Source organism: Aeromonas sp. WP2-W18-CRE-05 (assembly GCF_014168615.1).
GTDB classification, from domain to species: domain Bacteria; phylum Pseudomonadota; class Gammaproteobacteria; order Enterobacterales; family Aeromonadaceae; genus Aeromonas; species Aeromonas caviae.
Genome location: NZ_AP021917.1, coordinates 476,829 through 489,947, shown reverse-complemented (window position 1 = coordinate 489,947; position 13,119 = coordinate 476,829). Strand labels below are relative to the sequence as shown.

The following is a 13,119-nucleotide window of genomic DNA, read 5'->3' as shown; positions in this document are numbered from 1 at the left end:
TTCCCCACAAGCCTGCCCCAATCCAACTCCCCAGACCAGCATCTCGGGGCCAGCGGCGTCATGGCCTGTCCAGCGGCAGCAGCAGCCCCATGGAAATCTCGTCCACATAGCCCTCGTCCAGCCGATAGGCCTGCCGTCTCATCCCTTCCTCCACGAACCCGCACTTGCGATACAAGGCGTGGGCCACCTCGTTGTGGGCCATCACTCCCAGCTCCAGCCGGTGGATACCGAGATCCCTCGCGGCCGCGATCAGGGTACGCAGCAACCGTTCACCCCATCCCTGCCCGCGCGCCCCCGAACGCAGCCCCATCACCACCAGGGCGCAGTGGCGGTTGCGTGCCAGGCCGCCACCAAGGAGCGCGGCAAACCCTTGCACCTCCCCCGCCAGATCCAGCAGCCACATGGCCTGATTGGGGGCCGCGGCCATGGCCTCGAGCCGCCTGCGCTGCCCCGCTATGTCCGAGGGGCGCTCTCCCGCTTCATACAGCATGAAGCGGGTCTCCCTGTCCAGTTGCCCGAAGAAGCTGTCCAGCGCCGCCGCATCCTCCACCCCTGCCATACGAATCATCACGCCGACCTCCCTGCCTGGTGGTTCTGCCGACCACGACCATAAAAAAACGACTCCCTCAGGAGTCGTTTTTATCAGAGCCATCTGGCTAACGCCACGCCCTCGGCCCGATCAGGCTTTCGCTGGCAGGCTCAGGCGAGCAACCGCTTCCACGTGCATGGAGTGCGGGAACATGTCCACCGGCTGCACCTCGTCCAGCACGAAGCCCTGCTTGACCAGCCAGGCGAGATCCCGGGCCAGGGTCTGGGGGTTGCAGGAGACATAGACCAGACGGCGCGGCGCCATGGCCACCAGGGTCTGCAATACCGCCTTGTCACAGCCCTTGCGGGGCGGATCCATCACCACCACGTCGGCACTCACCCCGTCGGCATGCAGGGCAGGCATCAGCTGCTCCGCCTTGCCCACGTGGAACTCGGTCTGCTCGATGCCGTTGAGGGCCGCATTGCGACGGGCGTCGCTGATGGCGCTCTCCACCGACTCAATCCCCACCACCTTGGCGGCCTTGCCTGCCAAGAACAGGGAGATGGTGCCGATGCCGCAATAGATGTCGAACACCGTCTCGCTGCCGGTCAGCTCGCAATACTCCAGCGCCTTGGAGTAGAGCACGTCGGTCTGGCTCGGGTTGTTCTGGAAGAAGGAGAGGGGCGAGATCTCGAATTCGAGCTCGTGGATCTTGTCGCGGATCACCCCGCTGCCCAGCAGCACCCGGTTCTTGTCACCCAGGATGCGGTTGGTACGCGCCTCGTTGATGTTCTGCACCAGGGTAGTGACCGGCAGATCCGCCAGGGCCGCCAGCAGCTCGGCTTCGAACGGCAGCGCTTCGCCCAGGGTCACCAGCACCACCATCAGCTCGCCGCTCTTGAAGCCCTTGCGGGTCATCAGGTTGCGCACGCAGCCGGTATGGGCCACCTCGTCATAGGCCGCGATGTCGTGCTCGCGCATCCAGTTGCGTACCCGGGCGTTGAGCTCCACGTGCAGCGAGTCCTGCACCGCGCAATCATCGGCGGTGATGAGGTCATGGGAGTGCTTGCGGTAGAAGCCGATCTCGGCGCCCTCGTCACAACCGCGCACCGCGTACTGGGCCTTGTTGCGATAGGCAAACGGCGTCTCCATGCCGAGGATGGGGTTGACCACGGCCTCACCCAGCCCGACCTGCTCCAGTGCGCTCTGCACCAGGCTCTGCTTGAGGGCAAGCTGGGCCGGATAGGCCAGCGGGCGCACCTGGCAGCCACCGCACTCGGTGTTGGGGCAAAAATCGGCCACCCGATCGGCAGAGGGCTGGGTCAGCTCGACCAGCTTGCCGTGCAGGTAGTTCGGTTTGACCTCGGTCAACTCGACCAGCGCCTGCTCACCGGGCAGCAGACCCTCGACAAACAGGGGGCGATCGAACAGGCGACCCTTGCCATCCCCCTTGTCGGTCAGTTCCAGAATATCGATCTGATGTTGGTGTCCCACTAACGGCATGAGCGGCTCCGAAGGCATGAAAGAGAGGGTGACGACGGGGCAGACCCGGCGACCCCGAATAAAGGGTGGCAGAGTTTAGCGGAGATCCGCCCAAAATGCAGGCATAAAAGACCCCGCAAACACAAATAGCGACCCCGGCCACCAGCGGCCCGGTCCGGGCAGCCTGGCCAGTCCGCCCCAATAAAAAAACCGCCGGACGGGGCCGGCGGTATGACATTCATGGCAGCAGGATCAATGGCTGTAGGCTTTCTCGCCGTGGCTGGTCACGTCCAGCCCTTCGCGCTCGGCATCTTCCTTCACCCGCAGACCGATCAGCAGGTCCACCAGCTTGTAGGCCACGGCCGAGACCAGGGCGGTCCAGACCACGGTCACCCCCACGCCGATGACCTGTACCTTGACCTGGGCCAGGATGGAGTATCCCTCGGCCACCTGGTTGGTCACATAGTCCCACACCCCGGTGCCGCCCAGATCCGGGCTGGCGAACACCCCGGTCAGCACGGCACCCAGGATCCCGCACACCCCGTGCAGGCCGAACACGTCCAGGCTGTCATCGGCCCCCAGCAGACGCTTGAGACCGTGCACGCCCCACAGACCGGCCACACCGCTGAGCAGGCCGATGATGAGGGCGCCCCCCACACCGACGAAACCGGCGGCAGGGGTGATGGCGACCAGGCCCGCCACCGCACCGGAGACAGCGCCAAGCAGGGAGGGACGGCCCTTCATCGCCCACTCGGCGAAGGTCCAGGAGAGGGCGGCAGCGGCCGGTGCGATCCAGGTGTTGGCGAAGGCCAGGGCCGCCGTGCCGTTGGCTTCGAGGGAGGAGCCGGCGTTGAAGCCGAACCAGCCGAACCACAGCAGGGCGGCACCGATCATGGTCATGGTCAGGCTGTGGGGGGTCATGGGGTCACGGCCATAGCCAACCCGTTTGCCCACCATGAAGGCCCCAACCAGACCGGCCACCGCGGCGTTGATGTGCACCACGGTGCCGCCGGCGAAGTCCAGAGCGCCGTGCTGGAACAGATAGCCTGCGGTGGCACCGGCCGCTTCGGCGGCGGCCGCATCCGTGTAGGCATCCGGACCCGCCCAGTACCACACCATGTGCGCCATCGGGATATAGGCGAAGGTGAACCAGATCACCGCGAACAGCAGCACCGCCGAGAACTTCATCCGCTCGGCAAAGCCGCCGACGATGAGCCCGCAGGTGATGGCGGCAAAGGCACCCTGGAACACCACGTAGATGAACTCGCTGATCCCGACCCCCTTGCTGAAGGTGGCGGCGATGGAATCCGGCGTCACCCCCATCAACAGCACCTTGTCGAAGGAGCCGTAGAAGGCGCCGCCCTCGGTGAAGGCCAGGGAGTAGCCGTAGACCACCCAGAGGACGGTGATGAGGCAGAACAGGGTGAACACCTGCATCAGCACGCTCAGCATGTTCTTGGCGCGCACCAGGCCGCCGTAAAAGAGGGCGAGGCCCGGCACGGACATCAGGATCACCAGGGCCGCTGCCACCATCAGCCAGGTATTGTCCCCCTTGTTGATGGTCACGGTCGCGGCCGCCTGTACCACATCGGCCTGCGCGGCCACCTCTTCGGCCCAGCCCGGGGCGGCCATGGTGGCGGCCAGCGCCAGCAGGCCAGTCATTACGAGTCTCTTGAACATACAGCCCTCTCCTTGTCGTCCCGGCATCCGGGTCCATTTCCTGATATGCATTTCCAACCTGGCCACCTGCCCACCGCACCTGTGTGGCTCACGGAGACATCATGGCGACATGACATGGGAAAGCATAAAGCAGGCCAAGAAAAATAATCCTTTTATTTCATGGTGTTATGTTTTTATCATATTCAACACGCACCATCTTGGCGCACGATGCCCGGTTACAGGGGGAAAATCGCACTTTGGCTGTGCATTGCCGGGAAAATGCACCAGGATGACCCAACCACCTCACAATGACGGGGCGAACCCGTGGTGATGTCACCTTGGCAGGCTCACCTATCCCGCTAAGGTATTTATGAAATAAATGAAATGGGCCATACCATGGTGAAATCAAATGAGGCTGACGGCCAATATCCCCCCACCCGAGGGGCACAAGCACGATAAGAGTGCAAACTCGCGCCATTCGTCTGGCCTGCCCCGAAATGCCCGGTCATACTGGCAAGCCATCTTCCCCTGTTCCCAGCGCCGCGAGGAGCCCATGCCCAATCTCAACGTGACCGAAATCAAGGCCTTCGTGCCTGCCCGGGATTTCACACTGTCAAAGCAGTTCTATCAGGATCTCGGCTTTACCCTGGCCTCCGATGGCGACGGCGTGGCCTATTTTCATCTCGGCAACGCAAGCTTCCTGCTGCAGGATGGCAACCCCCCGGGGCTGGCCGAGCAGCTCATGATGCACCTCCTGGTGGAGGACGTGGCCGCCTGGCAGGCCCAAGTGGAGGCGAGCCAGGTCGCCGCCCGCTACGGCGTCCGGGTCACGGAGCTCGTCACCCAGCCGTGGCGCATGAAGGAGTTCTGTCTGTACGACCCCTCAGGCGTGCTGTGGCGTATCGCGCAGAATATCGACTGAGGGGATGGCAGTCCGAGAGGTTGATGGCCTGACAGCCTGTGGGTCTGAAGGTCTGAGGGTCTGAGGGTCTGAGGGTCTGAGGGTCTGTGGGTACACCTCTTAGCACCGCCCGGAAAAACAAAAGGCCATCCGCGAGGATGGCCTTTTGTCATGGAATCTGATGGTGCCCGGGGTCGGACTCGAACCGACACGTATTGCTACGGCGGATTTTGAATCCGCTGCGTCTACCGATTTCGCCACCCGGGCAGCTGCGAGGGATTATACGAATGGCGCTTGGCCATGCAAGGTGTTTTTCTTGCCCCCACCGTTGTTTGCTCATTTATTCAACGCCTTGCCGATGCCAGGCCAGTTACATAGAATGCCCGCATCATATTAATGGAATAATCATCATGGCCAAGCGCAAGACCCCCTCCCCTCTCCAGCCTGCTCCCCGGCATCCGTCTGCCGGTCTGCTGCGCCGTCTCGGCGCCCTGCTCTATGACTATCTGGTGGTGATTGCCCTGCTGATCATCGCCGGCTTCATCGGCATGGGGGTGGCCCACCTGCTGCTGGCCACCGGCATGGCGCACGTCCCCGAGGGCAAGGATGCCGCCTGGCTGCTCACCAGCCCCCTCTACAGCGCCTGGCTGGCCTTCGTCATCTGCGGTTTCTACACCTGGTTCTGGGTCCGCGCCGGCCAGACCATCGGCATGCGGGCCTGGCGCCTGCGCATCCAGAACCTGGACGGCAGCAACATTCGCGTCACCCAGGCCCTGATCCGGCTCGCTACCTCGGCCTTTGGCCTGGGCAACCTGCTGTGTGTGTTCAATCGCGCCCGCCCCCGCGCCTTCCAGGACATCTGGGCCGAGTGCGAGGTGGTGGTGCTTGGCAAGGCGGAAAACCTGGAGCAGCTCAATCGCTGATCCCAAGGCGGCAACGAAAAAGGGCACCCCGAGGTGCCCTTTTTGTTGACCAGAACTGACGGCTTGCAGCCCAGAACCTTGACGGAAACGGTGCATCGAGAGCAATGGCCGCCTGTTGTCAGCAACCCGCCGTCCTTCAGGCCGCTACTGCTTGCGGCTCAGGATATAGAAGGAGATGCCGCCAAACAGCAGGCTGGGTGCGATGGCCGCGAGGATGGGCGGGACCGCATAGACCAGGCTGACCGGGCCGAACACCCTGTCGCTCACATAGACCGCGAAGCCGGTCATGATCCCCATCAGCATCCGCGCCCCCATGCTCACCGAGCGCAGCGGGCCGAAGATGAAGGAGGAGGCGAGCAGTATCATGGCCACCACGGAGAGCGGTGAGAGCAGCTTGCGCCACATCTCCAGCTTGTAGCGTCCGGCATCCTGCTTGTTGGCATCCAGATAACCGATGTAGTCCCGCAGCCCCGAGATGGGCAGGTTCTCGGGATCGATGCTGACCACCCCGAGCTGCTTGGGGGTCAGCTCGGATTGCCAGGCCATCTGGGCATGCTGTTCGTCCTGGATCCGGGTGGGATCGTCAAACCGGGTGATGTGCACCTGCTTCAGCAGCCAGTGGTGATCCTCGAACACCCCCTCCTTCGCCTGCACCACGTCGATCAGGTTGCGGGACGGAGTGAAGCGGTAGAGGGTGATGCCGGTCAGGGCGCCATCGTTGCGCACCCCGTTGATGTTGACGAAGTTGTTGCCATCCCGTGCCCAGACCCCGTAGGCCGAGACCGTGAGTCGCCCTTCCGACATGGCACCCGCCTTGATGTCATCCGCCATCCGCTTGGCGGCCGGTGCGACGTACTCTCCCATCAGCCCCACCAGCAGCATCAGGGGAATGGCGGTCTTGAGCGCCGCCATGACGATGCTGATCTTGGAGCGTCCCGCCGCCTGCATCACCACCAGCTCGGAGCTGGTCGCGAGCTGGCCCAGACCGATGAGGCCACCGAGCAGGGCCGCCAGGGGGAAGAAGAGCACCGCCTCCTTGGGCATGGAGAGCAGCACGTAGTAGAGGGCGTTGAGCATGTCGTAGTTGCCTTCCCCGACCGCCTTCAACTGCTCCACGTACTTGATGAGCGCGGCGAGCCCGACCAGGGTCAGCTCGCACAGCAGGATCGACATGAAGATGACCCTGCCTATGTATCTATCGAGAATGCCGAACATCAGCAGAGACTCCCAGGTTGCAGCATCACGCTGACTTTCTCTTGAACAATTGCCCTTTGACCCCGTTCCACCAGCTGGTGCCCTGCAGGTTGAGAGGCAACCCTATCAGCAGCAGATAGACCAGGGGCACCAGGAACATCCCGGGCCAGTGGGGCAGACGCCCGCTGTCGATGGCCGACCGGGCGGCGCTGAGCAGCAGGAAATAGGAGAGATAGAGCAGGATGGCCGGCAGCAGCTTGGCGTAACGCCCCTGACGGGGATTGACCCGCGCCATCGGCACCACCAGGAAGGTGAGCACCAGGATGGAGAGGGGCAGCGACAGGCGCCACTGCAATTCGGCCATCAGCTGGTTGTCCTGGGTACCGAGCAATGCCAGGGTCGGCTTGGCCGCCGCCTTGCGGTTGGATCGCTCCATCTCCTGCTGGCGGATCACCAGGCTGTATTCACGGAACTCCGAGACCTGGAACTGCTTGCCGGTGAAATGCCCCTCGTAGCGCGAGCCATCCTTCAGGGTCAGCCACTGCAAGCCGTTGCTGTCGGCGGTCACCTGCCCCTCGTTGGCCACCACCACTGACGGGGGTGAGCCACCCTCGGCCCGTTGCAGCACGAAGATTTTCTGCAACTCCGACCCCTTGTCGTTCAGATCCTGGATGTAGGCCACCAGGCGCCCCTTGTCGAGCTCCATGAAGCGGCCGGCCTGCAGGAAAGAGATACCGGGATCGGCCTTGAACTCGTCGATCACCTGGTACTCCCGCTCCTTGGCCTGGGGGGCGACCCAGCCTGTGTTGAACGCCGCGACGGCGGCGGTCAGCAAGGCCAGCACCAGGGCGCTGCCCATGATGAAACGGTGACTGAAACCCACCGCGTGCATCACCGTCATTTCGCTTTCAGCGTACAAACGGCCGTGAGCAAACAGAATGGCTAAAAACAGACTGATAGGCAGCATCAACAACGCCATATTCGGCAGGTTGAGCAGCAGGAGGGTGGATACCAGGCGCGTCGGCACCTCACCATCGGCGGCATCGCCAATGATCTGGATAAATTGCTGGCTGACGAAGATAAGCAGCAGCACGAACAGCACCGCCAGCTGGGTTTTCAGGGTCTCCCTGAACAAATATCGGAAAACGATCACAGTCATTCCCAAGTAAACTTGTGTTTTTAGTCGAATGCCTGAAAAATAGGGCCCTATATTGGATTTTTACCAGTTTGAACTGCGGAGCCTGTGACTGTTCGCTCCGCCTCTGATACCCCAACAAGCACCGCATTATTCAATAAATGGTGCCTTTTGTCTTTAGGATGTAGGAGATTCCATGGAGTTCAGTGTAAAGAGTGGCAGTCCTGAGAAGCAACGCAGTGCCTGCGTCGTGGTCGGCGTTTTTGAGCCCCGCCGCCTCTCTCCGGTTGCCGAACAGCTGGACAAGATCAGCGACGGCTACCTCAGCTCGCTGCTGCGCCGTGGCGACCTGGAAGGGAAACCGGGCCAGATGCTGCTGCTGCATCAAGTACCGGGCGTGCTCAGCGAGCGCGTACTGCTGGTCGGGTGCGGCAAGGAGCGCGAACTCGACGAGCGCCAGTACAAGCAGATCATCAACAAGACCATCACCACCCTGAACGAAACCGGCTCCATGGAAGCGGTCTGCTTCCTGACCGAGCTGCACGTCAAGGGTCGGGATACCTACTGGAAGGTGCGTCAGGCGGTGGAAACCACCAAGGCGGGCCTCTACAGCTTCGATCAGTTCAAGACCAACAAGGCCGAACCGCGCCGTCCGTTGCGCAAGCTGGTCTTCAACGTGCCGACGCGTCGGGAACTGACCATAGGCGAGCGCGCCATCAACCACGGCCTGGCCGTGGCGAAAGGGGTGCGCATCTGCCGCGACGTGGCGAACATGCCGCCCAACGTCTGCAATCCCGCCTACCTCGCCTCCCAGGCCCGCCGTCTGGCGGATGCCTATGACAACATCACCACCAGGGTGGTGGGGGAGCAGGAGATGGCCGAGCTCGGCATGAACTCCTACCTCGCAGTGGCCCGCGGCTCCGAGAACGAAGCCATGATGGCCATCATCGAGTACAAGGGCAACGCCGACGCCAAGCCCATCGTGCTGGTAGGCAAGGGGCTGACCTTCGACTCCGGCGGCATCTCCATCAAGCCGGCAGACGGCATGGACGAGATGAAGTACGACATGGGTGGCGCCGCCTCCGTGCTCGGCACCATGCACGCCCTGGCCCAGTTGCAGCTGCCCATCAACGTCATCGGCGTGCTGGCGGGCTGCGAGAACATGCCGGGGGGCAACGCCTACCGCCCCGGTGACATCCTCACTACCATGTCCGGCCAGACCGTCGAGGTGCTCAACACCGACGCCGAAGGCCGCCTGGTGCTGTGCGATGCCCTCACCTATGTGGACCGCTACGATCCCGAGACCGTGATCGACGTGGCGACCCTGACCGGTGCCTGCATCATCGCCCTTGGCCACCATACCTCTGGCCTCTTGGCGAACCACAACCCCCTGGCCCACGAGCTGCTCAACGCCTCCGAACAGGCCGGCGATCGCGCCTGGCGCCTGCCCCTGTTCGACGAGTATCAGGAGCAGCTGGAGAGCCCGTTCGCGGACATGGCCAACATCGGTGGCCGTCCGGCCGGTACCATCACCGCCGCCGCCTTCCTGTCGCGCTTCACCAAGAAGTACAACTGGGCCCACCTGGATATCGCAGGAACCGCTTGGAAGAGCGGCAAGGAGAAGGGCTCCACCGGCCGTCCTGTGCCCCTGCTGACCCAGTTCCTGCTCAACCGGGCCGGCGTGGCGGACGTCGAAGACAAGGAGTAATCCCCTTCCCCATCGACTCGAAGAGCGATGCGAGAAGGCGTTACCCTGTATCACAAGGAAGAGGCCTGCCTCTTCCTTGTTTCATTGAGAGAATCCGGGAAGTCCGTGCCAGACGCGGCTCCCGAAGACGGCCAATCGCTGTCCGTCACAGCCAAACGGGACCGACCTGATGAGCCAAGTGACCTTTTACCTGATGAGCCAGCCCGATGATGCGGATGCCTCCGCCGTCGAGCGCCTCGCCTGCCAACTTGCGGCCGATGGCTGGAGCGCAGGCCACCTCTATCTGCTGTGCGAGGACGAGGCCCAGGCCCTGCGTCTGGACGAGCTGTTGTGGCAGTTGCCGCCCGATCGCTTCGTGCCGCACCAGTTGCAGGGGGAGAGCGGTCAGGCTCTGGTGGAGATAGGCCATCAGCCGCCACGGCGGCGCTATGCCTGCCTCATCAACCTGGCCCGGCAGACACCTTTGTTTGCAGGACACTTCGCTCAAGTGGTAGATTTTGTCCCCACTGACGAAACGCAAAAGCAGCAAGCCCGCGAGCGCTACAAGCACTATCGCCAGGCGGGCCATACCCTCGAGATGAGGGATCAGCCCGTCCTTGCCGCACCGGATCCGGCGCAGCCCTGACTGTGCCACCCTCGATCCACGACGAATCAACACCAGACTCCATCCATCCAGAATACGGCGAGACCATGGAAAAGACTTTTAATCACAACGCCATCGAACAGGCGCTCTATCAGCACTGGGAAGCCCAGGGTTACTTCAAGCCCCACGGCGACACCAGCAAAGACTCCTTCTGCATCATGATCCCGCCGCCGAACGTCACCGGCAGCCTGCACATGGGTCACGCCTTCCAGCAGACCCTGATGGACACCCTGATCCGCTACAACCGCATGCAGGGCAAGAACACCCTGTGGCAGGCGGGTACCGACCACGCCGGTATCGCCACCCAGATGGTGGTTGAGCGCAAGATCGCCGCAGAAGAGGGCAAGACCCGCCACGATTACGGCCGGGAAGCCTTCATCGACAAGATCTGGCAGTGGAAGGAAGAGTCCGGTGGCACCATCACCCGTCAGATGCGCCGTCTGGGTGACTCCGTGGACTGGGAGCGCGAGCGCTTCACCATGGATGAGGGCCTCTCCGCCGCCGTCCAGGAAGTGTTCGTGCGCCTGTACGAAGACGGCCTGATGTACCGCGGCAAGCGTCTGGTGAACTGGGATCCCAAGCTCAACACCGCCATCTCCGACCTGGAAGTGGAAAACCGCGAGATCAAGGGCCACATGTGGCACCTTCGCTACCCGCTGGCCAACGGCGCCAAGACCGCCGAAGGCCAGGATCACCTGATCGTCGCCACCACCCGTCCGGAAACCATGCTGGGTGATACCGCCGTGGCCGTGAACCCGGAAGACCCGCGCTACAAGGCGCTGATCGGCCAGCACATCCTGCTGCCGCTGGTGAACCGTCTGATCCCCATCGTTGCCGACGAACACGCCGACATGGAGAAGGGCACCGGCTGCGTGAAGATCACCCCGGCCCACGACTTCAACGACAACGAAGTGGGCAAGCGCCACAACCTGCCGATGATCAACATCTTCACCCTGGACGCCCACGTGCGTGCCGAGGCCGAAGTGGTCGATACCAATGGCAACCCGAGCTCCGCCTATGACGCCGCCCTGCCGACCGAGTTCGCCGGGATGGAGCGCTTCGCCGCCCGCAAGGCCATCGTCGCCAAGCTGGACGAGCTGGGCCTCCTGGCCGAGATCAAGGATCACGTGCTGCAACAGCCTTACGGCGATCGCGGCGGCGTGCCCATCGAGCCCATGCTGACCGACCAGTGGTACGTGCGCGTGGCCCCCATGGCCAAGACCGCCATCGAGGCGGTGGAAGATGGCCGCATCCAGTTCGTGCCGAAGCAGTACGAAAACATGTACTTCTCCTGGATGCGCGACATTCAGGACTGGTGCGTCTCCCGTCAGCTGTGGTGGGGTCACCGCATCCCGGCCTGGTATGACGATGCCGGCAACGTCTACGTGGGCCGCAACGAAGAGGAAGTGCGCGCCAAGCACAGCATCCCGTCCGTGACCGTGCTGCGTCAGGACGAAGACGTGCTCGACACCTGGTTCAGCTCCGCCCTGTGGACCTTCTCCACCCTGGGCTGGCCGAACAACACCGAGGCGCTCAAGACCTTCCACCCGACCGACGTGCTGATGAGCGGCTTCGACATCATCTTCTTCTGGATTGCCCGGATGATCATGATGACCATGCACTTCATCAAGGACGAGAACGGCCAGCCGCAAGTCCCGTTCAAGACCGTCTATATCACCGGCCTCATCCGTGACGAAGAAGGCCAGAAGATGTCCAAGTCCAAGGGCAACGTGCTGGACCCCCTCGACATGATCGATGGCATCTCCCTGGAAGACCTGCTGGAGAAGCGCACCGGCAACATGATGCAGCCGCAGATGGCCGAGAAGATCGCCAAGCGCACCGCCAAGCAGTTCCCGGAAGGGATCAATGCCCACGGCACCGACGCCCTGCGCTTCACCCTGGCGGCGCTGGCCTCTACCGGTCGTGACATCAACTGGGACATGAAGCGCCTGGATGGCTACAACAACTTCTGCAACAAGCTGTGGAACGCCTCCCGCTATGTGCTGATGAACACCGAAGATCAGGATTGCGGCTTTGCCGGTGGCGAGATGCAGTTCAGCCTGGCGGATCGCTGGATCCAGTCCCAGCTGCAAGTGGCCATCCGTGACTTCCGCACCGCCCTCGATACCTACCGCTTCGACATCGCTGCAGGCGTCTTGTACGAATTTATCTGGAACCAGTTCTGTGACTGGTATCTGGAGCTGACCAAGCCGGTACTGACCAAGGGCTCCGAGGCCGAGCAGCGCGCTGCCCGCCACACCCTCGTCAGTGTCCTCGAGACCCTGCTGCGCCTGGCACACCCGATCATCCCGTTCATCACCGAAACCATCTGGAAATCGGTCGCCCCGCTGGCCGGCGTACACGCCGACACCATCATGATTCAGGCTTTCCCGGAATTCGACGCAGCCAAGGTGGACGACGCCGCGATGGCGGATCAGGAGTGGGTGAAGGAGTTCATCGTCAGCATCCGCAACATCCGCGCCGAGATGAACGTGGCCCCGAGCGTGCCCCTCAACGTGCTGCTCCAGTGCGATGCCAAGGATGCCCAGCGCGCCGCTGACAACGAGGCCTTCCTCAAGTCGCTGGCCCGTCTGGAATCCATCCGCGTACTTGGCGCAGGTGAAACCGCCCCGCTGTCGGTCAAGAAATTGATCGGTGCCACCGAGCTGATGATCCCCATGGCCGGTCTCATCGACAAGGAAGCCGAGCTGGCCCGTCTGGCCAAAGAGGTGGCCCGTCTGGTGGGCGAGTGCGGCCGCATCGAAGGCAAGCTCGGCAACGAAGCCTTCGTCGCCAAGGCGCCGGAAGCGGTCATCATCAAGGAGCGCGAGAAGCTGGAAGATTACCGTCTCCAGCTGACCAAGCTGGAAGCCCAGCAGGCCGAGATCGCCGCGCTCTAAGCCACAGCGCAACATGACAAGCCCCCGTTTATCGGGGGCTTTTTC

Annotated in this window: 10 protein-coding genes and 1 tRNA gene; 5 read left to right on the top strand and 6 right to left on the bottom strand. The window is 62.8% G+C overall.

The window, feature by feature from the left end; genetic code table 11:
- Positions 1–58: 58 nt before the first annotated feature.
- The 3 genes from H7R73_RS02395 to amt form a co-directional block, all read right to left on the bottom strand.
- Positions 59–568 (bottom strand): GNAT family N-acetyltransferase, encoded by a 510-nt coding sequence (locus tag H7R73_RS02395; RefSeq protein ID WP_182951719.1) that lies wholly within the window; start codon positions 566–568, stop codon positions 59–61.
- Positions 569–679: 111 nt separating this feature from the next.
- On the bottom strand, positions 680–2,032 hold the full coding sequence (gene rlmD, locus H7R73_RS02390; protein WP_103260866.1) for a 23S rRNA (uracil(1939)-C(5))-methyltransferase RlmD: 1,353 nt from the start codon (positions 2,030–2,032) through the stop codon (positions 680–682).
- Positions 2,033–2,263: 231 nt separating this feature from the next.
- Positions 2,264–3,691, bottom strand: a complete 1,428-nt coding sequence (gene amt, locus H7R73_RS02385; RefSeq protein ID WP_010673021.1) for an ammonium transporter — start codon at positions 3,689–3,691, stop codon at positions 2,264–2,266.
- A gap of 532 nt (positions 3,692–4,223) precedes the next feature.
- On the opposite strand from amt, the gene H7R73_RS02380 reads away from it, so the two are divergent.
- A complete protein-coding gene (locus tag H7R73_RS02380) occupies positions 4,224–4,592 on the top strand; it encodes a VOC family protein (protein WP_045523149.1) in 369 nt (122 codons plus the stop codon).
- A 161-nt stretch (positions 4,593–4,753) separates the two neighbouring features.
- Here the strand turns inward: H7R73_RS02380 and H7R73_RS02375 are convergent.
- Positions 4,754–4,838, bottom strand: a tRNA-Leu gene (locus H7R73_RS02375).
- A 143-nt stretch (positions 4,839–4,981) separates the two neighbouring features.
- Here H7R73_RS02375 and H7R73_RS02370 point away from each other — a divergent pair.
- Entirely contained in the window at positions 4,982–5,494 is a 513-nt protein-coding gene (locus H7R73_RS02370) for an RDD family protein (protein WP_161470421.1), read from the top strand.
- 144 nt (positions 5,495–5,638) lie between these two features.
- Here H7R73_RS02370 and lptG read toward each other — a convergent pair whose 3' ends face one another.
- Positions 5,639–6,709, bottom strand: coding sequence for an LPS export ABC transporter permease LptG (lptG, locus tag H7R73_RS02365; protein WP_041210919.1), 1,071 nt, complete (start codon positions 6,707–6,709; stop codon positions 5,639–5,641).
- Positions 6,710–6,734: 25 nt separating this feature from the next.
- The gene (lptF, locus tag H7R73_RS02360) at positions 6,735–7,847 is read right to left on the bottom strand and encodes an LPS export ABC transporter permease LptF (protein WP_029313726.1); all 1,113 of its coding nucleotides are present in this window, start codon (positions 7,845–7,847) and stop codon (positions 6,735–6,737) included.
- A 172-nt stretch (positions 7,848–8,019) separates the two neighbouring features.
- Between lptF and pepA the strand changes: the two genes are divergently transcribed.
- From pepA to H7R73_RS02345, 3 genes are all read left to right on the top strand, one after another.
- Positions 8,020–9,531 (top strand): leucyl aminopeptidase, encoded by a 1,512-nt coding sequence (pepA, locus tag H7R73_RS02355; RefSeq protein ID WP_010672960.1) that lies wholly within the window; start codon positions 8,020–8,022, stop codon positions 9,529–9,531.
- A 169-nt stretch (positions 9,532–9,700) separates the two neighbouring features.
- Positions 9,701–10,156: a DNA polymerase III subunit chi gene (locus H7R73_RS02350; RefSeq protein WP_103260868.1), complete on the top strand. Its 456-nt coding sequence runs from the start codon at positions 9,701–9,703 to the stop codon at positions 10,154–10,156.
- A gap of 65 nt (positions 10,157–10,221) precedes the next feature.
- Positions 10,222–13,074: a valine--tRNA ligase gene (locus tag H7R73_RS02345; protein WP_158657360.1), complete on the top strand. Its 2,853-nt coding sequence runs from the start codon at positions 10,222–10,224 to the stop codon at positions 13,072–13,074.
- Positions 13,075–13,119 lie beyond the last annotated feature (45 nt).

Excerpts from the sequence above, each read along its gene's own strand:
- H7R73_RS02395 (WP_182951719.1), bottom strand. The coding sequence starts at position 568 with ATGATTCGTATGGCAGGGGTGGAGGATGCGGCGGCGCTGGACAGCTTC.
- rlmD (WP_103260866.1), bottom strand. The coding sequence starts at position 2,032 with ATGCCGTTAGTGGGACACCAACATCAGATCGATATTCTGGAACTGACC.
- amt (WP_010673021.1), bottom strand. The coding sequence starts at position 3,691 with ATGTTCAAGAGACTCGTAATGACTGGCCTGCTGGCGCTGGCCGCCACC.
- H7R73_RS02380 (WP_045523149.1), top strand. The coding sequence starts at position 4,224 with ATGCCCAATCTCAACGTGACCGAAATCAAGGCCTTCGTGCCTGCCCGG.
- H7R73_RS02370 (WP_161470421.1), top strand. The coding sequence starts at position 4,982 with ATGGCCAAGCGCAAGACCCCCTCCCCTCTCCAGCCTGCTCCCCGGCAT.
- lptG (WP_041210919.1), bottom strand. The coding sequence starts at position 6,709 with ATGTTCGGCATTCTCGATAGATACATAGGCAGGGTCATCTTCATGTCG.
- lptF (WP_029313726.1), bottom strand. The coding sequence starts at position 7,847 with ATGACTGTGATCGTTTTCCGATATTTGTTCAGGGAGACCCTGAAAACC.
- pepA (WP_010672960.1), top strand. The coding sequence starts at position 8,020 with ATGGAGTTCAGTGTAAAGAGTGGCAGTCCTGAGAAGCAACGCAGTGCC.
- H7R73_RS02350 (WP_103260868.1), top strand. The coding sequence starts at position 9,701 with ATGAGCCAAGTGACCTTTTACCTGATGAGCCAGCCCGATGATGCGGAT.
- H7R73_RS02345 (WP_158657360.1), top strand. The coding sequence starts at position 10,222 with ATGGAAAAGACTTTTAATCACAACGCCATCGAACAGGCGCTCTATCAG.